We start from the raw sequence: 24,307 nt of genomic DNA on the forward strand, positions 1-24,307 counted from the left end.
CAATTGGGAGGAGAGTAAGGGCCGTTGCCCACCCCGGCAAGAGGTTTCGATCACTCGACGCCCGGCCCGCGCCGCGCACCCCCGGAAACACGACAGACCCGGCACCCGGAAACACGACGGGCCCGGCACCCAGAAACACGACGGGCCCGGTGCCACGACCCACGGCGAAAATCGCCTGGGTCGGGCACCGGGCCCGCTGTCCGCCGCGGCCTGCGGCTATGACCTGCTACGACCTGCTACGACCTGCTACGACCTACTACAGCCGACTACGGCCCACGGCGGCCGGCGCGGCTACTTCTTGTCGCCGCCCTTGCCGCCCTTGCCGTCCTTACCCTTGTCCCCGCCGGTGTTCATGCCCTCGAAGATCTCCTTGCACATCGGGCAGACGGGGTACTTCTTCGGGTCGCGCCCGGGGACCCAGACCTTCCCGCAGAGTGCGACGACCGGTGACCCGGAGAGCGCGCTCTCCATGATCTTGTCCTTCTGGACGTAATGGGCGTAGCGCTCGTGGTCGCCGTCGCCGTTCGACACCTGCGGCGTCGGCTCTACGAGGGTGCCGGTCCCTGCCCCGCGCTCGGGCTCAAGAGTGCTCATGGTTTCCAAGGGTACTCAAGGCGGGCGCGGTCAGTTGAGGCTCGGGTCGTCCGGATAGGTGGCGACCATCGCCAGCTCGTTGCGCTGGCGGCGCAGGACCGAACGCCACAGCCGCTCGGGGTCCGGCGAGGAGACGTCGCCCGGTTCGGACTCCACCACGTACCAGGCGCCCTCGGCCAGCTCGTCCTCCAGCTGGCCGGGTCCCCACCCGGCGTAGCCCGCGAAGATCCGCAGCGAGCCGAGCGCCGCGGCCAGCAGCTCCGGCGGGGCCTCCAGGTCCACCAGGCCGATCGCGCCGTGCACCCGCCGCCAGCCGACCGGCCCGTCGCCGAGGACGGCCGCGGCCCCCTGCTCCTGCCCCTCTCCCGGCACCACGGCCACGCCCAGCGCCGAGTCCAGCGAGACCGGCCCGCCCTGGAAGACGACGCCCGGCTCGCCCGCGAGCTCGGCCCAGGATTCGAGGATGTCGCCGACGCCGACGGGCGTGGGGCGGTTCAGCACGACCCCCAGCGAGCCCTCCTCGTCGTGGTCGAGGAGCAGCACCACGGCGCGGTCGAAGTTCGGATCGGCGAGCGCCGGAGTGGCGACAAGCAGCCGTCCTGTGAGGGAGGACACCTCGGTCATGACCACATGATCCCTCATTTCCGGGCGCGGCGGGGCGCGGACGGCGAGTCCGGTACGGCCCGGCCGCGGCGACACGCGGAGGCGTACGGCGACCTACGACGCCGTGGTCAGGGGGCGGCCGGCCGGCTCCGGCGGGCAGGCGCGGCGGAGCGCCGCGAGGTCCGCGAGCGGCCCGGCACAGCAGCCACCCCTGTCCATAACTGTTTGTTTCTGAACGCCAACACAGCGTGTTGTGACAAAGCCATTACGTCCTGGAAGCCCCCTTGTGCACACTGCCGCCCTCTCGGGTCCCATTACGCTTTCCTCTTGGCCCCCGCCCAACTCCAGGAACGCGAGATCCATGACCGGCACTGACGATGTACTGCTCGTCCACGGCGGCACCCCGCTGGAGGGTGAGATCCGGGTCCGCGGCGCGAAGAACCTCGTGCCGAAGGCCATGGTCGCCGCGCTGCTCGGCAGCGGACCGAGCCGGCTGCGCAATGTGCCCGACATCCGGGACGTACGCGTCGTGCGCGGGCTGCTGCAATTGCACGGCGTGACCGTACGCCCCGGTGACGAGCCCGGCGAGCTGGTGCTCGACCCCTCGCACGTGGAGAGCGCGAACGTCGCCGACATCGATGCCCACGCGGGCTCCTCGCGCATCCCGATCCTGTTCTGCGGCCCCCTGCTGCACCGGCTGGGCCACGCCTTCATCCCGGGTCTGGGCGGCTGCGACATCGGCGGGCGGCCGATCGACTTCCACTTCGAGGTGCTGCGCCAGTTCGGCGCGACGATCGAGAAGCGGGCGGACGGCCAGTACCTGGAGGCCCCGCAGCGGCTGCGCGGCTGCAAGATCCGGCTGCCGTACCCGTCGGTCGGCTCGACCGAGCAGGTGCTGCTGACGGCCGTGCTGGCGGAGGGCGTCACCGAGCTGTCGAACGCGGCCGTGGAGCCGGAGATCGAGGACCTCATCTGTGTGCTGCAGAAGATGGGCGCGATCATCTCCATGGACACCGACCGCACCATCCGCATCACCGGCGTGGACCGGCTCGGCGGCTACAACCACCGCGCCCTGCCGGACCGCCTGGAGGCCGCCTCCTGGGCGAGCGCGGCGCTGGCCACCGAGGGCAACATCTACGTCCGCGGCGCGAGCCAGCGCGAGATGATGACGTTCCTCAACACGTACCGCAAGGTCGGCGGCGCGTTCGAGATCGACGACGAGGGCATCCGGTTCTGGCACCCGGGCGGCTCGCTCGACGCCATCGCGCTGGAGACGGACGTCCACCCCGGCTTCCAGACCGACTGGCAGCAGCCCCTGGTGGTGGCGCTGACGCAGGCGTCCGGCCTGTCCATCGTGCACGAGACGGTGTACGAGTCCCGGCTCGGCTTCACCTCGGCGCTCAACCAGATGGGCGCGCACATCCAGCTCTACCGCGAGTGCCTGGGCGGCTCGGCCTGCCGGTTCGGGCAGCGCAATTTCCTGCACTCTGCGGTCGTCTCCGGCCCGACCAAGCTGCAGGGCGCGGACCTGGTCATCCCGGACCTGCGCGGCGGCTTCTCGTACCTGATCGCGGCGCTGGCGGCCCAGGGCACGTCCCGCGTGCACGGCATCGACCTGATCAACCGCGGCTACGAGAACTTCATGCGCAAGCTGAACGATCTCGGCGCCCACGTCGAGCTGCCCAACGGGGCGCTCCCGGAGTAGTAGCGGCCGGGGCCCGGAAGGGCCCTGAAGCGCCCGTACGACCCGCGAGCCGCCGCCGGGCGCCCGCACTGCCCCGTAAAGACGCACAGCCCCGTACAGACGCCGGACGCCGCACAGGCCCCGCACAGACGCCGAAAGGGCGGCCACCCTCCCGAGGGTGGCCGCCCTTTCTCGCTTGGGGTCTTACTTACCCTTGGCGGCTTCCTTGAGCTTCGAGCCCGCGGAGACCTTCACGCTGTAACCGGCCGGGATCTGGATGGGGTCGCCGGTCTGCGGGTTACGAGCGGTGCGAGCGGCACGGTGGGTGCGCTCGAAGGTCAGGAAGCCGGGGATGGTGACCTTCTCGTCGCCCTTGGCGACGACCTCACCGACGGTCTCGGCGAGTGCGGCCAGAACGGCGTCGGCGTCCTTGCGGGTCACCTCGGCGCGCTCGGACAGAGCGGCCACCAGCTCACTGCGGTTCATTTTGTACTCCCGTGTTCTTCTTGCCAATGAGGCGTGAGATCGAAGCCGATGCTGCCAGGGCCCTCGGACAGTCCCCGGACCCGGGTCTGCTGCCAGACCCTCGCGCCCGAATACGCATCCTGCCCCCACCTGTGGCGGGAAAGCCAATCCGGCACCCAGGAGAGTCACACGGAAAGCGCCACTGTTTCAAAGTCGTGACGCTCCGTCTGCTCCCGGCAGCGCACCGCAGGGCTCGCGTCAGGGCTTTGGCCGTATTTCTGCGGCCAATTTCTGCCCGCCACCCTATGGGGGTGTTGCGGGCGGCGCGCCATTCGACGCGCCGAGGTCAGGCCGTCGTGGTGCCCGTCACAGCGACACCGGCCGCTTTGGCGGCATTGCGGACCGCTCCGGCGACATCTCCGGCGACCCGGTCGTTGAATACCGAGGGGATGATGTAGTTCGGGTTGAGTTCCTGTTCCCCGACGACATCGGCGAGCGCTCCGGCGGCCGCCAGCATCATCTCGGTGTTCACGGTGTGCGACTGCGCGTCCAGCAGGCCGCGGAAGACGCCCGGGAAGACCAGCACGTTGTTGATCTGGTTCGGGAAGTCGGAGCGGCCGGTGGCGACCACCGCGGCGGTGCGGCGGGCGACGGCCGGGTCGACCTCGGGGTCCGGGTTGGCCAGCGCGAAGACGATCGCGTCGTCCGCCATGGCGGCCACGTCGTCCCCGTCGAGGACGTTGGGGGCCGAGACGCCGATGAACACGTCGGAGCCGACCACGGCCTCCTTGAGGGTGCCCGTGATGCCCTCGGGGTTGGTGTTGTCGGCGATCCAGCGCAGCGCGGAATCCGGGTCGGCGTCCACGAGGTCCGTGCGGCCCGCGTGCACGACGCCGTGGATGTCGGCGACGACGGCCTGCTTGACGCCCGCGGCGAGCAGCAGCTTGAGGATGGCGGTGCCGGCCGCGCCCGCGCCCGACATCACGACGCGCACGTCGCCGATGGCCTTGCCGACCACCCGCAGCGCGTTGGTGAGGGCGGCGACCACGACGATGGCGGTGCCGTGCTGGTCGTCGTGGAAGACGGGGATGTCGAGGGCCTCGCGCAGCCGGGCCTCGATCTCGAAGCAGCGCGGCGCGGAGATGTCCTCCAGGTTGATGCCCGCGAAGCCGGGGGCGATGGCCTTGACGATCTCGACGATTGCGTCGGTGTCCTGGGTGTCCAGGCACAGCGGCCAGGCATCGATGCCCGCGAAGGTCTTGAAGAGGGCCGCCTTGCCCTCCATGACCGGCAGCGCGGCCTTGGGGCCGATGTTGCCGAGGCCGAGGACGGCGGAGCCGTCGGTGACCACGGCGATGCTGTTGCGCTTGATGGTCAGGCGGCGGGCGTCCTCGGGGTTGTCCGCGATGGCCTGGCAGACGCGGGCGACGCCGGGCGTGTAGACCATGGAGAGGTCGTCGCGGTTGCGGATGGGGTGCTTCGACGACATCTCGATCTTGCCGCCGAGGTGCATCAGGAACGTACGGTCGGAGACCTTGCCGAGCGATACGCCCTCGATGCCGCGCAGCTTCTCGACGATCTCGTCCGCGTGCGCGGTGGAGGTCGCGGCGATGGTGACGTCGATACGGAGCTTTTCGTGGCCGGAGGCGGTCACGTCGAGGCCGATCACGGAACCACCGGAGGACTCCACGGCGGTGGTGAGCTGACTGACGGCCGTCCCGCTCGCGGGGACCTCCAGCCGGACCGTCATCGAATACGAGACGCTAGGCGCCGTTGCCATGGCCGACTTCCTCTGCTTTCCCTTATGTCACTTGGTACGTCACCGGGGCTCAGAGCCGGGGCGCGCTGTCCGATCGTCCCACCTACCGACTGGTATACGGTAACCAGCCTCGGATTTCGGAATCGGGATTTCACGATACGGGATCACCCGGAACCCCTGGGGGCCGGCCGGGCCGCCGTATCGCTTCATCATGCACCGATCCTCCTCCCACCCCGCGAACGCAGAACGGGCGCCCCTCCCAGTGCTGGAAAGGACGCCCGTTCTCGACGTTCAAGTGACACCGACCCGCCATGCTCGCCTCGCGGCAAGTGGTCGCTCGTAGCGACGATGGTTGGGCCCGGGGGCTTGGATCGGGCCGGTGCCACACCCAGGCTAACAAACAGTGCCGGGAAGTGATTCCTGTAGCGGAAGTTGATGTGGAACCGGCCCCGAACCGACCCGGAACCGCCCCGGACCGGCACCTCGCACAGCCCCGGACCGGCTCCGCACACCGCCCCGGACCGGCCCCCCACGCTCCCCCGTGCCGATGCCCCGTCAGTCCCGCAGCAGGTCCGGCACCCCCGCCCCGTCCGGCTCGTCCCGCTCCCCCGACAGCACCGTGAGCCGCTGCGTGGCGCGGGTCAGCGCCACGTACAGCACCCGCAGCCCGGCCGGCGACTCGTCCGCGATCTCGGCGGGCGAGACCACGACCGTCGCGTCGTACTCCAGCCCCTTCGCCTCCAGGCTGCCCAGCGGCACCACCCGGTCGCCGAGCCCCTTGAGCCAGCGCCGCGCCTGGTCGCGGCGGTCCATCGCCACGACCACGCCCACCGTGCCGTCCACGTCCGCCAGCAGCCGCCGCGCCTCCTCGCGCACGGCCTCGCCCAGGTCGCCCTCCGCCACCGCGAACCGCGGCTCGACGCCCGTGGAGCGGACCGCGGAGGGGGACTCCATGCCGGGCATCGCCAGCGCCAGGACGCGCGCCGCCAGCTCCGCGATCTCCGCCGGGTTGCGGTAGTTGACGGTCAGCCGGAAGCGGCGGCGCGGCCGGCTGCCGAGCGCCTCGTCCCGTGCGGCGGCGGCCTCGTCCGGGTCGGACCAGGAGGACTGCGCCGCGTCGCCGACGATCGTCCAGGTGGCGTGCCGGCCGCGGCGGCCGACCATCCGCCACTGCATGGGCGTGAGGTCCTGCGCCTCGTCGACGATGACGTGCGCGTAGTCCGTACGCTCCTCGGCCAGCCGCTCCGCCCGTTCGCGGCGCGTTTCGGCCCGCTCGGGCATCAGCTCCTCCAGGCCGGTGAGCTGGTCCAGCGGGTCCAGTTCGCGCGGGCGTCTGGGCCGGGCCGGGGCGCCGAGCAGGGTGTGCAGCTCGTCGAGGAGCGCCACGTCGTGCACGGACAGCGGGCCCTGCCCGGCCGCGTCCAGCCGCCGCAGCGAGCGGGCCAGGGCGCGGACCTCGCGCGGGTTGAGCACCCGCCGCGCGAAGCGGCCGAGCTGCCGCTCGTCGGCCATGGCCGCCAGCACCTGACGTGGTGTCAGCTCCGGCCACCAGGCGGCGAGGAAGCCGGTGAAGTCGTCCTCGGAGCCGATGTCCTCGTCGAACGCCTCGCGCGCCTCCGCCGCCAGTTCCGGGTCCGAGTAGCGCCGCGGGCCGCCGGTCTTGGTCCACAGCGCGTCGAGCAGCAGCCGGCGGGCGCGCGGGCGCATCAGGTTCAGCGGCGCGGTGCCGCCGAGGACGCTCGCGCGGATGCGGCGCAGCTCGTCCGCGTCCAGTTCGACGCGCGCGCCGAACGCGACCACCCGCAGCCGCTCGGGCGGCCCGGCAGGAGCGGCCCCGTCCGCCTCGCCCCCCAGGTCCATGAGCGACAGTTGCCCGTTCGGGGAGGCGGCGGGGGCGGCGGCCCCCGCCCGCGGCAGGTCCAGCGCCCCCCGCGCCGCCTTGCGCAGCACCTTGAGCATCCGGGAGGAGCCCTTGATACGGGCGACCGCCGGCGTGTCGTACGTACCGGCCTCCGCCCCCTCCACGAGCGAACCCACCGCCCGGATCGCGACCTGCCCCTCCTCCCCGAGCGACGGCAGCACGCCCTCGGTGTAGGCGACCAGGAGCGGCGTCGGCGAGACGACGAGGATGCCGCCCGCGTACCGCCGCCGGTCCTGGTAGAGGAGGTACGCGGCGCGGTGCAGGGCCACGGCGGTCTTGCCGGTGCCCGGCCCGCCCTCGACCTCGGTGACGGAGGCCGCGGGCGCCCGGATCACCATGTCCTGCTCGGCCTGGATGGACGCGACGATGTCGCGCATGGTGTGGCTGCGGGCCTGTCCGAGCGCGGCCATCAGCGCGCCGTCGCCGACCACTGGGAGGTCGGTCCCGTTCAGCGTCGCGGTCAGCTCGGGGCGCAGCAGGTCGTCCTCGACGCCGAGGACCCGGCGCCCCTTGGAGCGGATGACGCGACGCCGTACGACCCGGCCGGGCGCGACCGGCGTCGAGCGGTAGAAGGGCGCGGCGGCGGGCGCGCGCCAGTCGATGACGAGCGGGGCGTAGTCCGCGTCGAGCACGCCGATCCGGCCGATGTGCAGCGTCTCGGCGATCTCCGCCGTGTTGTCGCGCACGGCGTCGGCGGCGGGCTCCACGGAGGTGTACGCCCCGTCGGGGCCCTTCTTGCCGTCCTCGCCGAGGAGCAGGTCGATGCGGCCGAAGAGGAAATCCTCGAACTCGCTGTTGAGCCGATTGAGGTGGACCCCGGCGCGGAACACCTGCGCGTCCCGTTCGGCGAGCGCGCCGGGCGTGCCGACCTGGCCGCGCTTGGCGGCGTCGTCCATCAGGAACTCGGCCTCGTGGATCTTCTCCTCAAGGCGTCGGTACACCCGGTCCAGATGCTGTTGCTCGACACCGATCTCGCGGTCCCGGACTCCGTCCCGCTCCGTCGCTGTCTGCGCGTGCGCGGCGTTCTGCGCGGCCACCCAAGCCCCCTTCTGCTGTGCCTAGGGCAGCCGTCGAGCGTACGCGAACAGGGGTGGTGAGCGCACCTGTCAGGACATGGGTGCTTTCTGCGGATGAAGCGAGCGGTGTTCAGACCTTGACGGAAGCGAGGCGTTTTCCGTCGAGCGTGCGGACGTCGAAGCGGGCGATCTCGTCGCGGCTCATGGCGGCCCCGCCGTGGGTGTAGAGCGGCTCCTTGTTCCATGTGCCCGTGCCGCCCGGCACGCCGTAGCCCCCCTCCGGGACGGACCACGTGGTGACGGTCTCCTCCTCGCCGTCCTTGCCGACGGCGATCAGGTCGCATTTCTGCGGCCCCTTGACGTTGCCCAGTTTGAGCGCCACATGGGTGCCCCAGGGCTTGGACTGGAGCGAGACGCTGGCGTCGACCTTGGTCACCGGGTCGACGGCGGAGACCTTCTCGCCGTCGTCGTACATCTGCCGGGCCGCGCTGACCGAGGAGTGGCCCCCGGCGTCCTGCTGGTCGAGGGCGAGGCCGACCAGCGGCCCGGAGACGATCAGGGCGACGGCCGCGGCGACGAGCCACAGCCGCCGGGTGCGCCCGGCGCGCCGGGCGGCGGTGACCTCGCCGAGCAGGGTGTCGAGGACCTGCGGCCCCGGCCGGGCGGTGAGCACCTCGGGGTCGGGCGTGGACTCCTTGAGGTCGGCGAGGAGCGGCGAGAGCCCCATGAGGTCCTCGAGCCCGGCCGCGCACCGCGGGCAGTCGGCCAGATGCTCCTCGAAGCGGGTCGCGTCCGCCTCGTCGAGGACGCCCAGCGCGTAGGCGGCCACATCGGTGTGCTGCGCCGGCTGGGTCATGCCGTCACCCCTCGTTCTTCGAGCGAGAGCTTCATCGAGCGCAGCGCGTAGAAGACGCGGGATCTGATCGTCCCGGCCGGTACGCCCAGCTCTTCAGCGGCCTCGTTCACCGTACGTCCTTTGAAATAGGTCTCTATGAGGGCCTCTCGGTGGGCGTCCGTGAGGTCGCCCAGCGCGTCGGAGATGGTCATCAGTCGTAGGGCCCGGTCGATCTCGTCGGCGGCCGGGACCAGTTCCAGCGGTGCGGGGTCCACTTCCTGCGGGCGGGCCTGGCGGCTGCGGTGCCCGTCGATGACGATGCGCCGCGCGACGGTCACCAGCCAGGGCCGCGCGGAGCCCGTGGCGCGCCGCAGTTGGTCGGCGTTGCGCCAGGCCCGCAGCAGCGTCTCCTGGACGACGTCCTCCGCGCGCTGGCGGTCGCCCGCCACCAGGCGGATGACGAAGGCGAGGAGCGGCCCGGAGTGCTCTTCGTAGAGCGCCCGCATGAGCTCCTCGTCGGGAGACGTCCTGTCGGCCACGACGGCATCTTTGCGCACGCCTTCCCCCGGGTCGATAGCGCGAGTCGAAATTCCTGGACTCCGGTCGCGCGCCTGGCCGTTGGCCGTGTCCGGCGCCGCCGTCGTCCGTGAATACGGGCGCGGCGGGCCGCCGACTCAGCGCCCGGTGAAAAATCATGAAAGGCATTCCGCATACGCGCGGGAATGCGGCCGCGTTCAGCCGAACCGCTGTGATTCAGCCCTCAATTCGCGGTTGAACGGGCCGGCGGTCCGAACCCGTACGACAGCCCGAGCAGCCGCCGCAGGGGGCGGCGGCCCGGCCAGGGGGGAGGTCGCCATGAACCGGTTCACCGTCGTAGCGGGCACCGCGGCGGTCGTCGCCGTGACGGCGGCGGGCGTGACGTTCGCGGCGCGGTCCGGCGGCACCGATGGTGCGGGCGGCGCGCGGGACAGGGCGTCGTCCCAGGCCACAGCCGGTACGGACGGCAACACCGACGGTACGGGCAGTGGTACGGGCAGCAGCGGATCGGCGTACTACGCGGGCAGCTTGAACGGGCGGAACGAGGTCCCCGCGTCCGGCGGCCCGGCAGTCGGCGACAAGGACGGCAAGGCCATCGCGTTCCTGCGAGTCCAGGGCGACAAGGTGTCGTTCGCCCTCAAGTACCGCGGCATCGCGGCGCCCACCGCCGCCCATGTCCACCAGGGCGGAAAGGGGGCTGACGGGGACGTGAAAATCCCGCTGCTGAGGGAGAAGAAGCCCGCCGATGGGCGGACGTCGGTCAGCGGCACGGTCAGCGGCACAGTCACCGTGAAGGACCGGCAGCTTCTGAAGGATCTCGCATCCCATCCGAATGGTTTCTATTTCAACGTCCATACCGGTGAATTTCCCGGCGGCGCGGTACGCGGCCAGGTCCACAAGCTGAGCCGGTCGCTGACCATGGACGCTGCCGCCACCGCCAGGAACAGCTTCCAGGCGTCCGTCACGCGCGGCAGCCAGATCTACGCGTGCACCAGGCGGCCCGGCGGCGGCTACGCCTTCACCCAGAACGACGTGCGCGCACGGCTCGGCGGCGGCATCGCCCACTCCTTCACCCGCCCGGCCGGGCCCCCGCGGTGGGTCGCCCCCGATGGCTCCGCCGTGACCGGCGAAGTCGTCTCGAAGACCCCGAACGGCACCGGGAACATCCCCGAACTCGACCTGCGCGCCACGAGGTCCGCCACCACCCGGCCCGACGACTCACGGGCGAGTGCCACCCGGCCCGCCGACACACGGGCGAGCGCCTCGCGGACGGACGGCCTGCTGGCGGACACCGCCGAGATCCTGCGCCTGAACACCGTCGGCGGCGCGGCCCCGACCGGCGCGTGCGACCCGGCGCGACAGCCGACGATCGCGGTGCCGTACGAGGCGGACTACCTGTTCGTGGGCAAGTAGCCCGCCGCCCCGAAAAGCCGGTCCCTTCCGGGACCCTCTCCCGCGCAGCCCCCGGCCCCCCGACCGGGGGCTGCGCCACGTCCGCGCACCCCCGCGCCGGGGCTCCCGCGCCCCTCCCGTCAGGACGCCTGCGAGGCCACCGCCCGCCGCCGGTGCCGGGCCACGCGCTCGCGGTTGCCGCAGACCTCGCTGGAGCACCAGCGCCGCCGACGCCCGCGCGAAGTGTCGAGGTAGACGAGCGAGCAGGTCTCCCCTTCGCACTGCCGCAGTTGCCCGCGCGCCACCGGGTCGGTGAGCAGGTCCACCGCGTCCCGCGCTATCCGGGCGAGCAGCGCGCCGCAGTCGGGCGTCCCGACGCCCGTACGGACCAGGGTGCCGTCCGGGGCCCGCACGACCCGTACGACCGGGGGCGCGGTGGAGGCGAGCCCGTTGAGCCGTTCCAGATCCGGGTCGGCGGCGGCGCCGGCGTCGGCGACGACCTCGGCGTGCACGACGCGGTGCAGAAGCGCTCTGGCCGCGTGGAACCGCCCCAGCCAGCCGGTGTCCACCGTCTCCAGTCCCGTACCGCCGGGCACCAGACCGGACCCGGCGAGCCACGCGCGCAATCGTTCGGGGGTGTCGAGCCGTTCGACCGGCTCCTCACTGAGCCGCCCGCCGACCGTGGCCACGAGGTCCAGGCACAGTCGCCCGGAGTCGAAGCGCAGGTCGTAGGAGGCCGTAGCCGCCGCCATGTTCCTGTCACCCTTTCGGAGTGGGGGGGGATGCACCACCCCAGAGTGCCCCGCCACGCGTGCGGCCGGTACCCCCGCCCACGCGGCGGACCTCGGCCGTCGCCCGGCGGGACGGTGCGCCGGGCGACCACACCGGGCGCCCGTGGGCTACACGCGCTCCTCCTCCACCGCCAGCCGGTACCCGCGCTGGACGACGGTCTCGATCAGGTCCGGCGCGCCCAGGGAGGCGCGCAGCCGGGCGACCGCCGCCTCGATGGCGTGCCCGTCGATGACGTGGTGCCCCCCGCCCGGCATCGCGGAGAGCAGATCCTCGCGCGGCACCACCCAGCCGGGCCGTTTCGCCAGCGCCCGCAGCAGCGTCATCCCCGCCGGCGGCAGCGGGCGCGCCTCCCCGTCCACGAGCGCGGCCCGCCCGAGCACGGCGAGCCGGTGCCCGGCGACGCCCAACTCCTCCGCCCTGCGCGGAAGTTCATCGCATACGAGCTGTACGAGCGGAGCCAGCCGGAACCGCTCGGGATGCACCGCCGGGACCCCGCGCTCGGCCAGCGGCTGCGCGGTGACCGGCCCCACACACGCCACCAGCACCTCGGAACGGAGCGCGGCCAGCAACTCCTCCCCGTCGCCCCGCCACTCGGCCCGGTCGAACAGCCCGGCCACGGCGGGCGCGCTGGTGAAGGTAACGGCGTCCACGGTGCGGGCGAGCACCGCGTCCAGCAGCCGGTCCACCGGCCCGGTGTCCTCCGGCGGCAGCCAGCGGTACACCGGCACCACGACCACCTCCGCGCCCGCCGCCCGCAGCGCCTCGGTGAAGTCGGGCAACGGCGCACCGTGCAACTGCACGGCCACCCGCCGCCCCGCCACCCCGTCCTTCAGCAGCCGCTCGCGCACGCCGTCCATCGACTCCGACTCGGGAGAGAAGTCCTCCCGCAGCCCGGCCCCCCGGACCGCCCCGCACACCTTGGGCCCGCGCGCCAGCAGCTCGGACCCGGCCAGCCGCTCCAGCAGCCCTTCGCCCAGCCCCCACTCCTCGGCCGCCTCCAGCCAGCCCCGGAACCCGATGGCCGTCGTGGCCACCGCGACATCGAAGCCCTCATCCACCAACTTCCTCGTGGCATGACGCAGTTCGATGTCGTCCGCGAGCGGCACGGTACGCATCGCGGGCGCGTGCACGACCTCCGCCCCGCGCCGCCGCAACAGCGTGATCAGCTCCTCGGCCCGCCGCGCGGCGGTCACCGCGACCGTAAACCCGTCGAGCGGCTCCCCCTCCCGCCCCCCGGGTCGCTGACGCTCGGCTTCTTCCATAGCCCTGCTCCCCTAGTCCGGGTTCCTCCCCCTATCTCTACCGTCAACGACGGCCGGGGGAAGAATCGCGCCGCTCACAGCGCGAACTCGCACCACACCACCTTGCCCGGAATACGCTCCCCGACGCCCCACTTGTCGGAAAGCGCCTCGACCAGAAACAGTCCGCGCCCGCCCTCCGAGGCCGACCACGAGTCCATACGGACGCGGGGGAAGCCCCCGCCGCTGTCATGGACCTCCAACCGCAGCACCCCGCCGGACGACAACCGCAGCACCACCCGGAACCCGCGCCCCGGCGGCACTCCGTGCAGCAGCGCATTCGTGGCCATCTCGCTCACGCACAGCAACAATTCCTCGTCCCGCCCCCGCACCCCCCAGTCCGTGAGCGTCTGCCGCACGAACCCCCTCGCCAGCGGCACCGACCGCCGCTCACGGCGGTAGAACCGCTCCCGCTGGACAGAAGGTTGGATGTTTTCGTTCATGCGAAAAAAGTGGCAGTGAGTAATTAGAGTAGGACAGTGCGTCATCCCGTACGGATGCGAGGTACGGGCCCACTTCCGCTCAACTACTACCCCGGACGGGGAGTTGGTCGTCATGCCGCCACGCAGGAAGCCGAAGAAGCATTGCACCGTCATGCGACTTGTCGGAGCACAAGTCGCGCTGTTCCGCTGCAACGCGGGGTACACGCAGGCCGCGCTGGCCGACCTGCTGCGCGTATCCGAGGAAACCATCGCATCGATCGAACAGGGGCGCCGCCCCCTGCTGCCGGACATCGCACAGAGGCTGGACGAGCTGCTCAACACGGGCGGGGCGCTGTGGGTGGCGGTGGAGAACATGCCGGAGAGGGACAAGTTCCCTGTTTGGGTACAGGAGTTCGTTGAGCACGAGCGGGAAGCGATCGCTCTGTCGTGGTACGAGAACCAGGTACTCCCTGGACTGCTCCAGACCGAGGACTACGCCTGTGCCACCTTCCAAAGCAGCGTGCCGCAACTCGACGAGGAAGAGCTCGAACTGCGCGTTGCCGCACGCCTGGCGCGTCAGACAGTCCTGCATCGCAAGCAGCCCGTGACCGCAAGCTTCGTGATCTCCCAGGCTGTCCTGATGGACCGCCTGGGTGGTCGAGATGTCATGCGGAAACAACTTGAGCACCTGCAGTCGTGTGCAGATCTCCCAGGCGTTTCGATTCAGGTGATGCCATTCGGGCGGGAAAGTCACGCTTCACTCGACGGCACCTTCATCCTGCTGGAAACGCCGGAGCATCAGCACCTCGGCTACACCGAGACACACCGTGGCAGCCAGCTGATTACCGACCCTGACGAGGTCAGCATCCTCGCTCAGAAGTATGGAATGCTGCGCACACAGGCATACAACACTGAGGAGACCAAGGGCCTGTTGGGCCGCTTGCTAGGAGAAACATGACCAACGATCTCGCATGGTTCAAGTCCAGCTACAGCGGCAGCGAAGGCGGTGCCTGCCTCGAAGTGGCCTACACCTGGCGCAAGTCCAGCTACAGCACCGATGAAGGCGGTGCGTGTGTAGAAGTCGGCTACGACTGGAACAAGTCCAGCTATAGCACCGACCAGGGCGGAGCGTGTGTAGAAGTCGCCCCGTGCCGCGCCGCCGTCCACGTCCGTGACTCCAAAGTGCCCGACGGCCCGCAACTCGTCCTCTCCCCCGATGCCTGGGCGGCGTTCACCGAGTTCGCCAGGCGGTCAGCCTGCCCGGCCTGAGCGTACTGACCAACCTGGCGGAACTCTCGGCAGTCAGTGCCCCTGAGCGTGGTGGTTACCCGTTCCGGCGTTGAGGTCGAAGTCGCCTACGTACCACTTCCCGTTGAGCTTCTCGGCCTCGACCTTGGCCGAGAAGCTCTTTGGGTTCACGCCCTTCGAGGCGTCCAGGATGATCTGTCGAAGCGGCTTACCGTCGACGACGATCTGGGCTGAAGGCACGAGCACCTTGTCCTTCTTGGGCTGGGGCGCGTTGACCTTCACCGTCGGCTTGCCGGAGGCATTCGGCGGGGTGAATGCCTTGCTCATGGAGTTGAGGCCGACGGCCAGTTTCTTCAGCGTCGCGGCGTCGCACTTTTCGGGGGTGGCACCCTGGGCCGGGGCCGAGCCCTTGCCCGGAATGGCGGAGACGAGGCACGCCTTCTTCGTGTCCTTTTCGATGACCGCGCCGACCCAGGTGCTGACGGCTTCGGCCATGGTGGGCCGGCCGCCCGTCTGCGTGCCGGAGCCGTTCGAATCACCGGCCGAGGGCGGCGACGAAGGAGCCGAGGGCGACTGACTACCGCTGGCGGTGGGCTTCGCGTCGTCGGAGGACGAGTCCGAGTCGCCCGAGCACGCCGCCAGGAGCGGCGTGGCCGCAAGCAACGTGGCTGCGGCGGCCCAGCCGATGGTCCTCTTGCCGGACTCTGCTCGTGCCATGTGATTCCGCTCCTTACTGCTACTGCTGTGGGGGGACCTGCTCGGTGCGTTGGCCGTCATTGACCGTCATTGGCCGTCATTGACCGTCGGCTGGCTACGACGCGACCGGGAAGCCGAACGGTTGCACGAACCATGACAACGCCTTCTGGATCGTAGGCATACGAGGAGGGCTCCGCGAAAAGGCGTCGCCGCGCGTAGGCCCGTCGCGACGGTGGGTGGAAACGTGGCGGATTCCTTGGACAGCGCGCAGCCCGGCCGGACAGGATCGGGTCCATGACCGATGCGGAGCCGACCGGTAAGCCCCTCAGCACGCGCGCGCGGTTCGCCGTGCGCCTCGCGACCACGGCCGGGCGGCGGCTCGGGCTGCGGGCGGACGAGCCGCGCGTGCTGCACGACGTGTTCAATGTGCTCGTCCACCTCGCGCCGGACCCGGTGGTGGTGCGGGTGCCGACGCTGGCGCTGGCGTCCGTGGAGGAGCAGGCGGCGAAGCAGCGCGACGAACTGGCGGTGGCGGGGTGGCTCGCGGATCGCGGGGCTCCGGTGGTGCGGCCCAGCCCTCTGGTTCCGCGCGAGCCGGTGGAGATCGAGGGGATGTCGCTGACGTTCTGGGAGTTCGTCAGCGAGGTGGACGTACTCGGCGACCTGGCCGCCGTCGATCCTCAGCGGCTTGAGGACCGCTTCGCCGAACAGACGGGGTGGACGGCCGAGTTGCACGGCCTGCTGGCGGATTACCCCGGCGACCTGCCCGTACTGTCCCCGCTGGTGCCCTCGCTGGCTCCGGCGCTGGACCGGCTGCGGGAGGAACGGCCGGACTTCCTCACGGTGCCCGACCTGGACCGGGCGGAGCGGGAGTACGCGGCGCTGGAGACGCTCGTACGCGACCTGCCCGCGTATTTCCCCGCCGCCCGCATGCGGACGCTGCACGGCGACGCGCCGTTCTACAACGTGCTGCGCACCGCCGAGGGCCATCTGTTCAGCGACTTCGAGGACGTCACGCGGGGGCCTTTGGAGTGGGACCTGACGACGGCCGGGCCCCGCGGGGTCGCGGAGTACGAGCGGGTGAGCGGCGTACGCGTGGACCTTGGCCTGCTGGACGTCATGGAGGGGGCGCGGCTGCTCCAGATCGTGGGCGCGCTGGCGGTCGTACCGGAGCTGCCGGAGATGGGGCCGACGCTGGAGCCGTTCGCCGCCCAGTGGCGTGCGCGTACCGAACTGGCCGTGCCGGAAAGGGCATAGAGGTAGAGGCAGCGGGCGAGAGCGGGGGCTTGACTTAAACCTCGGTTCAAGTTCGATGCTGAGCGCATGACTGCTTCACAGACCCCGGAGCCCGGCTCCCCGCGTCCGTTCCCCGACTTCACCCGGACCGACGCCGGTACCTCCCTGGTCAGCGAGTGGCTGACCGGTACCCCCGAGCGCTCGCGCGCCGCCGCCGACGCGGTCCTCGACCAGTGGCAGGCCAACGAGCTGCCCGAGGCACTGCTGTCCCTCTCCAACTTCATCGCCGAGGACGGGGCGAGCATCCTGCACTACGCCCAGTGGACCAGCAACGACGCCCACCGCGCGTACGTGAAGGTGCACCGGCCCGTCATGATCGAACGCATCGACGCGCAGCTCCCGGGCATCGAGCGCCCCGGCCTCACCCGCTACCGCTACTACCGCAGCTTCGTCGTCGACCGTACGCACCCCGCCGGCGTGCTGATCGCCGTGCGCCTTGAGGCGGACAGCGAGCGGCTGCGGCGGAAGTGGATCGACTCCATCGCCGACACCACCGAGCACGAGCCGCCCGGCCTGGTGGCCGGCCACTTCCACCTGGCCGAGGACGGTCGCGGCATTCTCAATCTCGCCGAGTGGACGGACGTGCGGTCGCACATCGACTGGCTCGAATCGTCGGCGACCGGGGAGCGCTGGCGGAACACCCTGACCCAGGAGCCCGGCATCCACTTCGGCGGTTTCAAGCGCTACTACCCGCACCGCGTCCTCACGGTGCACTGACGCCCGGCCCGCCGCCGGGCCGCAGCTCGGGCCGGTCCCTGCGTACGAGCGCGGGGTACGGGCGCGACGTACGGGAGCCGTACGGGGGTCGGCTCCCCGGCCCGAGCTGCGGCCTCACGGCCTCACGGCCTCAGGCCCTCACGACCCGGCGGCGGGGCGCAGTCGCTGCATCCACATCGAGCTGATGTACCGGCCGTCCTTCACGGCGTACTCGCGGAAGGTCCCGACCTCCTCGAAGCCGAACTTGCGGTGCAGGGCCGCCGACGCGTCGTTCGGGAGGGCGATCCCGGCGAGGACGACGTGCACCGGCTCGTCGTCCAGCAGCCCGAACAGCGCCCGGTACAGGGCCGTTCCCAGCCCCTGCCCCTGCCTTCCCTCGCCGAGGCCGACGCTCACCTCGACCGTCTCCCGGAAGGCGTCGTGATCGCGGAAGCGCTGGCTGCACGCGTAGCCGAGGACGTCCTCGCCGCGGCGGGCGACGAGCATCCGGTACGGGCCGGTGTCCGCGAACTGCGTGAACCAGGCGCGGCGTTCGTCCATGGGCTGCGGTCCGGTGGCGAAGCGGGCGTGCGAGGTCGCGGCCGTATGGTTCTGGATGGCGACGATGCCGGGAAGATCGCGCGCGGCAGCGGGGAGAATGTCGATGTCACGGTTGATGTCACGGTTGATGTCACGGTCGACGTGACAGTCGGTGTCTGGCATACGGGCACGCTATGAGCGCCGCCGATCATCCAGAACCCCATGATTCGCAGCGGCTGGCCATAGGGTGCGCCTATGGCCCTGGAACTCGCGGACCTGCGCGTCTTCGTCACCGCCGCCTCCGCCGGCTCGCTGTCCGCCGCGGCTCGCGAGCTGCGCGCCGCACAGCCGTCGGTCAGCGAACGCCTGCGCCGACTGGAACGGCTCGTCGGGAAACCGCTGCTCGACCGGTCGAGCCGGGGCGTCTCGCTGACGCCCGCGGGAGCGCGGCTGCTGCCGCACGCCGAACGGTGCCTGGAACTGGCGGACCGGGCGCTGGACATCGCCCGCGAGGACGACACCCAGGGCACTCTGCACGTGACCGCTCACGCCAGTTACGCGCAGTTGGCCGTGCCGTTCGTCGTGGCCGCCCTGCGTCCCCTGCGGTACGCCGTGGTGGTCGACGACCAGCACAGCCCGAGCGCGCTCCAACGGGTGGCCGCGGGCACGACGGACCTCGCCGTCACGCTGCCGATGCCGCACGCGCGCGAGGTGCGGCTGCACGCGTTCCGCGGCGAACCGGTCGTCGCGGTCTGCCGCCCGGACCACCCGCTCGCGGCGGGCCCCTGCGACATCGCCGGGCTGAGCGGCCACCCCCTCGCCGTGAACCGGTGGGGCACCGGCGCGGACCTCTTCCACGAACAGCTCCTGGACGCCCCCACCCGCGCGCATCAGCTCTACGACATCAGCTCCGCCGAGACCGCGGCCGACCTCGCGCGCTCCGGCCAGGCCGTCGCCGTCCTCACCCGCGCCACGGTCGAACGCGACCTCGCCGCCCGCACCCTGGTCGAACTCGACGTGCGCGACATGCCCGAGTGGCGCGTCGAGCTCATGCTCGCCCACCACCGCGCCCGCGCCGCGGAACCCGCCATCGCGGCAGTGATCGCGGCGTTGACCGCGGGGAGCCCGAACCACCCCTGAGGCCGGCTCAGTTCGTACGGGCCCGCTGCCGCCGCCGGAAACCGACCGCGCCCCCGACGGCCGCCAGCGCCGCCGCCCCCGCGCCCGCGCCGGTCAGCAGCAGCCCGTTCCCCGGACCGTCGCCCACGCCGTCCGCCTCGGTGACGAGCAGGTGCCCGGTCTTCTTCACGCGGCCGTGGTGGCTGACGACGGTGACGGGGTAGCTGCCGGGCGAGACGTCGGCGCGGATGCGGGCGGGGCCGAAGAAGCGGGGGTCGTCGCCGTCGGCGGCCTTGCTGTCGTCGCGCCGCAGCGGTACGGGCGCGTCGAACGCCGCCGACGTCGCGGTCAGCCGCTCCTCCTCCCCCGCGTCCGGGTCCACGTCGCTCCACAGGACCTTGACGATGCCGCCCGCCTCCACCCGGAACCGCCCGGTGGTGGCGGCCTCCGGCCGGCTGGTCCGGTCGAAGAAGGCGGGGCCGTGCCCCTTGCCGACGTAGTCGCTGTCGCCGGGGCGGGCCGCGCGCACCGCGAACCGCCGCCCGGCGATACGCCGCCCGTCGGGCCCGACCAGCTCGGCCTCGTACGTCCCGTCCTTCACGTCCGGCGGCAGTTGCGGGGCGGCGGTGAACATGCGCGGGTTGTTCCAGTCCAGCCCGCCCGTGTCGTGCCGCAGCGGCACCGGCGCGCGGAACGCCCGCGACCGCACGGTGAAGGAGGTGCCCTGCTCGCCCGGATACAGGTCGTCGAAGGAGAGCCCGACCCGCTCGCCGGGCCGGGCGCCGGTCCGGTCCGCCACGACCCTGAACTCGGGCCGCTTGGCCGCCACCGTCCGTACGCGCCCATGCCCCACGACCCGCCCGTCCACCTCGACGCGCACGGGGTGCCGACCGGCCTTCGCCGCCAGGGACACGGCCTCGTGCGCGGTGTACCGCGCCTGCCCGCCCTCGACGGCGAGCGCGAGCCGCACAGGACGCGAAAAGACCGGCGAGGTGACGACGACAGCACGCACCCCCGCACCGCCCCCGCCCGCCGGAAGCCCGGCCACCCCCGTCACGACGATGTCGACGATCTCCCCCGGCCGCGCCTCGAAGGCCCCGTTGACCTCGACGTGTACGGAGTGGTGCGACGACTCGGCATGCCCGGAGGGCGCGTGCGCCTCAGCGACCCCGCCGGCAGCACCCCACCCCAGAACCCCCGCGCACACCACAGCCACCGCCGCCCGCGCCCGCTTCGTCTGACCCATGCGATCCATCCGACTCACAGCGTCACCCCACTCCTATAGGAAGAGGGTGAGAACCTCCCCCCGGTTCCCGACGAACAACGACAAAGGCCCCACCGCCGCTGGGGCAGTGGGGCCTCGGCCTCACATGGGATGAGTGGAGATGGCGGGAATCGAACCCGCGTCCAACGGTGCGGAAACAGGGCTTCTCCGAGCGCAGTCCGCTGCGATTTTCTCGGCCCCGGAGATCACACGGACAAGTCTCCGACGGGCTCAGCCACTGTTTGATTTCCCACCAGGCCCCGTGGCCGGTCCTAGTGGTTTAGTTCCCTAGCTGATGCCAGGATCCGGGTCGGGAACAATCCCCGGGCTGACACTTCGCAAGTCGCTACTTAGGCAGCGAGGGCGAAGGAATCGCGCTTGGTGTTGGCGATTATTTTTTGCGACATATGGTTAACGAGATCATTGCCGCTTCCTCGGCTCGCTTCCCCTGCCTCGACAACCGCTGTCGAAACCGATCATCCCCATGTTGATTTATCAATTTTCCGCACATCCCTCGGGTATCCCCTGGGATGCACGGCCATCATACGTGACCAACGCACGAGGGGGCCAGCGTATTCCTGGCCGCCGGGGCGGTGCCGTGACGGACGCCGCCCGTCAGGCCCGCTGCCGCCTGCGGGCCGCCGAGATGGCGCGGTCCGCCTCGCGTCGGTCCTGCTTCTCGCGGAGCGTCTGCCGCTTGTCGTACTCCTTCTTGCCCTTGGCGAGCGCGATCTCGACCTTGGCCCGGCCGTCCTTGAAGTAAAGGGCCAGCGGTACGAGCGTGTGCCCGGTCTCCTGGGTCTTCTGCTCCAGCTTCGCGATCTCGACCCGGTGCAGCAGCAGCTTGCGCTTGCGGCGCGCGCTGTGGTTCGTCCACGTCCCCTGCGCGTACTCCGGGATGTGCACGTTGTGCAGCCACGCCTCGCCGCCGTCGAGCTGCCCGAAGCCGTCGACCAGCGACGCGCGCCCCTGCCGGAGCGACTTCACCTCGGTGCCGGTCAGCACCAGGCCGCACTCGTACGTATCCAGGATCAGGTAGTCGTGCCGCGCCTTCTTGTTCTGCGCGATGAGTTTCCGGCCGCTCTTGTCTTTGTCTTTAGCCTTGTCTTTAGCCATAACGCCGCCATTCTCGCATCAGGCCCCACCCCCGAGGCCACTCAATACTGTGCGGGCCCGCTCCTCGGCGTCGCCGCCCGCTGCCAGGTCCGGGGTGATGCCCGCGCCGTCCACGGCCCGGCCGGCGGGGGTGCTGTAGTGGCCCACGGTCAGCTCGGCGACCGAGCCGTCCGGCAGCTCGCTGGGCAGCTGCACCGAGCCCTTGCCGAAGGTGCGCGAGCCGACGACGACCGCCCGGCCGCGGTCCTGGAGCGCGCCGGTCAGCAGCTCGGCGGCGCTCATGGTGCCGCCGTCGACGAGCACGGCGAGCGGGCGCGCGGTGTCGCCGCCAGGAGCGGCGGACAGGGCGCGCTGCGCGCCGTGCACGTCGTACGTGGCGACGAGCCCGCCGTCGAGGAAGGCGGCGGAGGCGGTGACGGCCTCGGCCACCAGGCCGCCGGAGTTGGCCCGCAGGTCGAGCAGGATGCCGTCGCCGCGGGGCGCTTCCCGCACGGCCCGGCGGATCTGCTCGCCGGTGCCCTTGGTGAAGGAGACGACCTTGATGCGGGTGGTGGCGGTGGGGCCGTCGTGGAGCCGGTCCACGGTGACGTTCTCGGTGGCGAGCCGCGCCCGGCGCAGGGTCAGGTCCCAGCCGTGCCCGCCGCGCAGGATGCCCAGCCGTACGGGCGTACCGGCGGCGGCCCCCGCCGGGTCCGTGTCCGTACGACCCTCGCCCGTACGGTCCGTACCGCCGTCGCCGCCCGCGCCGCGCAGCCGGGCGACGACCTCGGTGACGGGGCGGCCCTCAACGCGCGCGCCGTCGATGGCGGTGAGCCGGTCCCCGGCCCGCAGCCCGGCGCGCGCGGCGGGGCTGCCGGGCTGCACCCGGTCGGCCTCGATCCGGCCGCCCGCACCGGTGCGGACCCAGAGCCCGACGCCGACGTACCGTCCGTCGAGCGTCTGCTGGAGGCCCTCGTACTCGCGGGCGCTGTAGACGGCGGCCCACCGGTCGCCGCTGCGGCTCGCCATCGCCCCGGCCGCGTCCGCACCGGACTTCCCGTCCTCGGCCGCCCTCGCGGCGGCGTCGGCGAGCTGTTCACGGTCGACGGAACCGGCCGCCTGACGGGCGGACGCCGGCGCATAGGCGGTATTCCGGACGTTCTGGCTGCGATCGGCCCACGAACCGGCGGCGGCACCCGTCGCCAGCACGCCCGCGAAGACCAATGTCAGCGCGGCCGCTCGGCGGTGGCGGTGGAGCCGGACGGGCCGGGCGGGCATCGACGGGCCGGACATGCGCGTGAGTCTAGGACACGAAAAGGCGCCGTACGGAGACTTGTCCGTACGGCGCCCTGTCCTACGTCACACCTTGAGATACTTCCGCAGGGCCGCGAAGGCCGCCACCGCGGGCATCAGCAGACCGATGGCGAGCACCAGCGGCAGCTTGGCCAGCACCGCGTCCCAGCCGATGAACTGAATCACCGTGACGTGGTGCACGAGCCAGTTGTTGACCAGGAAGTACTGGCCGCAGACGAGCAGCACGCACGCGAAGCCCGCGCCGAGCAGCCCCGCGAACGCGGCCTCCATGATGAACGGCATCTGGATGTAGAAACTGGACGCGCCGACCAGCCGCATGATGCCGGTCTCGCGTCTGCGGCTGAACGCGGAGACGCGGACCGTGTTCACGATCAGCATCAGCGCCACGATGAGCATCAGCAGCATCACGCCGAGCGCCGCGTAGTTCATGCCGTTGAGGAGGTTGAAGAGCCCCTCCAGGGTGGACCGCTGGTCCTGGACCGACTGCACACCGGCGCGGTCGGCGAAGGCGCTGGAGATGACCTTGTACTTGGTGGGGTCCTTGAGCTTGATGCGGAAGGACTCCTGCATCTGGTCCGCGGTCACGGACCCGGCGACCGGGGTGCCGCCGAACTGCTCCTTGTAGTGCTTGTACGCCTCGTCCGCCGTCTCGAACTGAACCTTCTCGACGAGGTCCATCTTGCTCAGGTCGGACTTGATCTGCTTCTTCTGGTCTTCGGTGGCCGCGCCTTTGGCACAGGCGGGGTCGGAGCTCACGTCGTTCTTCCCGCAGAGGAAGATCGAGACGTTGACCTTGTCGTACCAGTAGCCCTTCATCGTGCTGACCTGCTGACGCATGAGCAGCGACCCGCCGAAGAGGGCGAGCGAGAGAGCGACCGAGACGATCACCGCGAAAGTCATCGTCAGATTTCGGCGGAGACCAACGCCGATCTCCGACAGGACGAACTGGGCGCGCATGGCGTCCTTTCAGTGCTGGTAGCCGTACACGCCGCGCGACTGGTCGCGTACGAGACGGCCCTTCTCTAGTTCGATGACGCGCTTGCGCATCTGGTCGACGATCTGCTGATCGTGAGTGGCCATGATCACTGTGGTCCCGGTCCGGTTGATCCGGTCCAGCAGCTTCATGATGCCCACCGAGGTCTGCGGGTCGAGGTTGCCGGTCGGCTCGTCCGCGATCAGCAGCATCGGGCGGTTGACGAACGCGCGGGCGATCGCGACGCGCTGCTGCTCACCGCCGGACAGCTCGCCGGGCATCCGCTCCTCCTTGCCTCCGAGGCCGACCAGGTCGAGGACCTGGGGCACGCCCTTGCGGATCTCGCCGCGGGGCTTGCCGATGACCTCCAGTGCGAAGGCGACGTTCTGCCCGACCGTCTTGTTGGGGAGCAGGCGGAAGTCCTGGAAGATGGTGCCCAACTGGCGGCGCATCTGCGGGATCTTCCAGTTGGAGAGCCGGGCGAGGTCCTTGCCCAGCACGTGCACCTGGCCATGGCTGGCACGCTCCTCGCGCAGCAGCAGCCGCAGGAAAGTGGACTTGCCGGAACCCGAAGAGCCGACGAGGAAGACGAACTCGCCTTTCTCGATCTCAAGCGAGACGTCCCGCAAGGCGGGACTGTTCTGCTTCGGGTAGGACTTGGAGACGTTGTCGAATCGGATCACGAATGCACCACGCGTCGACCTGGATAGGGGTTCGGGACGCTGCGGTTGCGGCTCCCGTCGGTGTG

At 71.1% G+C, this 24,307-nt stretch carries 24 protein-coding genes and 1 other RNA gene; 7 read left to right on the forward strand and 18 right to left on the reverse strand.

Translation table 11 applies throughout. The annotated features are described in order from the left end of the window. Nucleotides 1-291 precede the first annotated feature (291 nt). Together AB0I49_RS12840 and AB0I49_RS12845 are read right to left on the reverse strand one after the other, a co-directional pair. Entirely contained in the window at nt 292-594 is a 303-nt protein-coding gene (locus AB0I49_RS12840; RefSeq protein ID WP_363130664.1) for a DUF3039 domain-containing protein, read from the reverse strand. Between the two features lie 30 nt (nt 595-624). Next, nucleotides 625-1,218: a YqgE/AlgH family protein gene (locus tag AB0I49_RS12845; protein ID WP_363226939.1), complete on the reverse strand. Its 594-nt coding sequence runs from the start codon at nt 1,216-1,218 to the stop codon at nt 625-627. 340 nt (nt 1,219-1,558) lie between these two features. On the opposite strand from AB0I49_RS12845, the gene murA reads away from it, so the two are divergent. Next, the gene (murA, locus tag AB0I49_RS12850; protein WP_363226940.1) at nt 1,559-2,902 is read left to right on the forward strand and encodes a UDP-N-acetylglucosamine 1-carboxyvinyltransferase; all 1,344 of its coding nucleotides are present in this window, start codon (nt 1,559-1,561) and stop codon (nt 2,900-2,902) included. Between the two features lie 183 nt (nt 2,903-3,085). Here the strand turns inward: murA and AB0I49_RS12855 are convergent, their stop codons facing one another. The 5 genes from AB0I49_RS12855 to AB0I49_RS12875 form a co-directional block, all read right to left on the reverse strand. Then, nucleotides 3,086-3,367, reverse strand: a complete 282-nt coding sequence (locus AB0I49_RS12855) for an HU family DNA-binding protein (RefSeq protein ID WP_069811080.1) — start codon at nt 3,365-3,367, stop codon at nt 3,086-3,088. A gap of 325 nt (nt 3,368-3,692) precedes the next feature. Beyond that, nucleotides 3,693-5,126 (reverse strand): NAD-dependent malic enzyme, encoded by a 1,434-nt coding sequence (locus AB0I49_RS12860; protein ID WP_363226942.1) that lies wholly within the window; start codon nt 5,124-5,126, stop codon nt 3,693-3,695. A gap of 534 nt (nt 5,127-5,660) precedes the next feature. Next, nucleotides 5,661-8,063, reverse strand: coding sequence for a UvrD-helicase domain-containing protein (locus AB0I49_RS12865; RefSeq protein ID WP_363226943.1), 2,403 nt, complete (start codon nt 8,061-8,063; stop codon nt 5,661-5,663). A 109-nt stretch (nt 8,064-8,172) separates the two neighbouring features. Further along, entirely contained in the window at nt 8,173-8,898 is a 726-nt protein-coding gene (locus tag AB0I49_RS12870; protein ID WP_363226944.1) for a zf-HC2 domain-containing protein, read from the reverse strand. Beyond that, complete coding sequence (locus AB0I49_RS12875) at nt 8,895-9,416, reverse strand: sigma-70 family RNA polymerase sigma factor (RefSeq protein ID WP_363226945.1); 522 nt, start codon at nt 9,414-9,416, stop codon at nt 8,895-8,897. Before AB0I49_RS12875 ends, AB0I49_RS12870 begins: the two co-directional genes overlap by 4 nt. Before the next feature lie 316 nt (nt 9,417-9,732). Here AB0I49_RS12875 and AB0I49_RS12880 point away from each other — a divergent pair, with 316 nt between their 5' ends. Then, the gene (locus AB0I49_RS12880) at nt 9,733-10,827 is read left to right on the forward strand and encodes a CHRD domain-containing protein (RefSeq protein ID WP_363226946.1); all 1,095 of its coding nucleotides are present in this window, start codon (nt 9,733-9,735) and stop codon (nt 10,825-10,827) included. A gap of 119 nt (nt 10,828-10,946) precedes the next feature. Here AB0I49_RS12880 and AB0I49_RS12885 read toward each other — a convergent pair whose 3' ends face one another. The 3 genes from AB0I49_RS12885 to AB0I49_RS12895 all read right to left on the reverse strand — a co-directional run bounded on the left by AB0I49_RS12885 (nt 10,947) and on the right by AB0I49_RS12895 (nt 13,339). Further along, nucleotides 10,947-11,558, reverse strand: coding sequence for a CGNR zinc finger domain-containing protein (locus AB0I49_RS12885; protein WP_363226947.1), 612 nt, complete (start codon nt 11,556-11,558; stop codon nt 10,947-10,949). A 147-nt stretch (nt 11,559-11,705) separates the two neighbouring features. Next, a complete protein-coding gene (locus tag AB0I49_RS12890; RefSeq protein ID WP_363226948.1) occupies nt 11,706-12,860 on the reverse strand; it encodes a uroporphyrinogen-III synthase in 1,155 nt (384 codons plus the stop codon). 74 nt (nt 12,861-12,934) lie between these two features. Next, entirely contained in the window at nt 12,935-13,339 is a 405-nt protein-coding gene (locus tag AB0I49_RS12895; RefSeq protein ID WP_363226949.1) for an ATP-binding protein, read from the reverse strand. Between the two features lie 151 nt (nt 13,340-13,490). Here AB0I49_RS12895 and AB0I49_RS12900 point away from each other — a divergent pair, with 151 nt between their 5' ends. Next, nucleotides 13,491-14,276 carry a helix-turn-helix transcriptional regulator gene (locus AB0I49_RS12900; protein WP_363226950.1) on the forward strand — a complete coding sequence of 262 codons (786 nt, stop codon included), beginning with the start codon at nt 13,491-13,493 and terminating at the stop codon, nt 14,274-14,276. Then, nucleotides 14,273-14,587, forward strand: coding sequence for a DUF397 domain-containing protein (locus tag AB0I49_RS12905; RefSeq protein ID WP_363226951.1), 315 nt, complete (start codon nt 14,273-14,275; stop codon nt 14,585-14,587). Before AB0I49_RS12900 ends, AB0I49_RS12905 begins: the two co-directional genes overlap by 4 nt. 33 nt (nt 14,588-14,620) lie before the next feature. Here the strand turns inward: AB0I49_RS12905 and AB0I49_RS12910 are convergent, their stop codons facing one another. Then, a complete protein-coding gene (locus tag AB0I49_RS12910; RefSeq protein WP_363226952.1) occupies nt 14,621-15,283 on the reverse strand; it encodes a hypothetical protein in 663 nt (220 codons plus the stop codon). A 273-nt stretch (nt 15,284-15,556) separates the two neighbouring features. On the opposite strand from AB0I49_RS12910, the gene AB0I49_RS12915 reads away from it, so the two are divergent. Both AB0I49_RS12915 and AB0I49_RS12920 read left to right on the forward strand, forming a co-directional pair. Continuing rightward, on the forward strand, nt 15,557-16,519 hold the full coding sequence (locus tag AB0I49_RS12915) for an aminoglycoside phosphotransferase family protein (RefSeq protein ID WP_363226954.1): 963 nt from the start codon (nt 15,557-15,559) through the stop codon (nt 16,517-16,519). Nucleotides 16,520-16,585: 66 nt separating this feature from the next. Beyond that, on the forward strand, nt 16,586-17,275 hold the full coding sequence (locus AB0I49_RS12920) for an antibiotic biosynthesis monooxygenase (protein ID WP_363226955.1): 690 nt from the start codon (nt 16,586-16,588) through the stop codon (nt 17,273-17,275). Nucleotides 17,276-17,413: 138 nt separating this feature from the next. Here the strand turns inward: AB0I49_RS12920 and AB0I49_RS12925 are convergent, their stop codons facing one another. Beyond that, the gene (locus AB0I49_RS12925) at nt 17,414-17,977 is read right to left on the reverse strand and encodes an N-acetyltransferase family protein (RefSeq protein ID WP_363226956.1); all 564 of its coding nucleotides are present in this window, start codon (nt 17,975-17,977) and stop codon (nt 17,414-17,416) included. Nucleotides 17,978-18,049: 72 nt separating this feature from the next. On the opposite strand from AB0I49_RS12925, the gene AB0I49_RS12930 reads away from it, so the two are divergent. Continuing rightward, complete coding sequence (locus tag AB0I49_RS12930) at nt 18,050-18,934, forward strand: LysR family transcriptional regulator (protein ID WP_363226957.1); 885 nt, start codon at nt 18,050-18,052, stop codon at nt 18,932-18,934. 7 nt (nt 18,935-18,941) lie between these two features. On the opposite strand, the gene AB0I49_RS12935 is transcribed toward AB0I49_RS12930, so the two are convergent. The 6 genes from AB0I49_RS12935 to ftsE all read right to left on the reverse strand — a co-directional run bounded on the left by AB0I49_RS12935 (nt 18,942) and on the right by ftsE (nt 24,242). After that, nucleotides 18,942-20,159, reverse strand: a complete 1,218-nt coding sequence (locus AB0I49_RS12935; RefSeq protein ID WP_363226958.1) for a hypothetical protein — start codon at nt 20,157-20,159, stop codon at nt 18,942-18,944. Between the two features lie 131 nt (nt 20,160-20,290). Beyond that, nucleotides 20,291-20,661, reverse strand: a transfer-messenger RNA (tmRNA) gene (gene ssrA, locus AB0I49_RS12940). Nucleotides 20,662-20,792: 131 nt separating this feature from the next. Next, complete coding sequence (smpB, locus tag AB0I49_RS12945; RefSeq protein WP_363226959.1) at nt 20,793-21,293, reverse strand: SsrA-binding protein SmpB; 501 nt, start codon at nt 21,291-21,293, stop codon at nt 20,793-20,795. Between the two features lie 18 nt (nt 21,294-21,311). Then, nucleotides 21,312-22,565, reverse strand: coding sequence for a S41 family peptidase (locus AB0I49_RS12950; protein ID WP_363226961.1), 1,254 nt, complete (start codon nt 22,563-22,565; stop codon nt 21,312-21,314). A 66-nt stretch (nt 22,566-22,631) separates the two neighbouring features. Then, complete coding sequence (gene ftsX, locus AB0I49_RS12955; protein WP_363226962.1) at nt 22,632-23,543, reverse strand: permease-like cell division protein FtsX; 912 nt, start codon at nt 23,541-23,543, stop codon at nt 22,632-22,634. 9 nt (nt 23,544-23,552) lie between these two features. After that, nucleotides 23,553-24,242, reverse strand: a complete 690-nt coding sequence (gene ftsE / locus AB0I49_RS12960) for a cell division ATP-binding protein FtsE (RefSeq protein ID WP_363135510.1) — start codon at nt 24,240-24,242, stop codon at nt 23,553-23,555. Between the last annotated feature and the right edge of the window lie 65 nt (nt 24,243-24,307).

This window comes from Streptomyces sp. NPDC050617 (assembly GCF_040654795.1).
Lineage (GTDB): Bacteria > Actinomycetota > Actinomycetes > Streptomycetales > Streptomycetaceae > Streptomyces.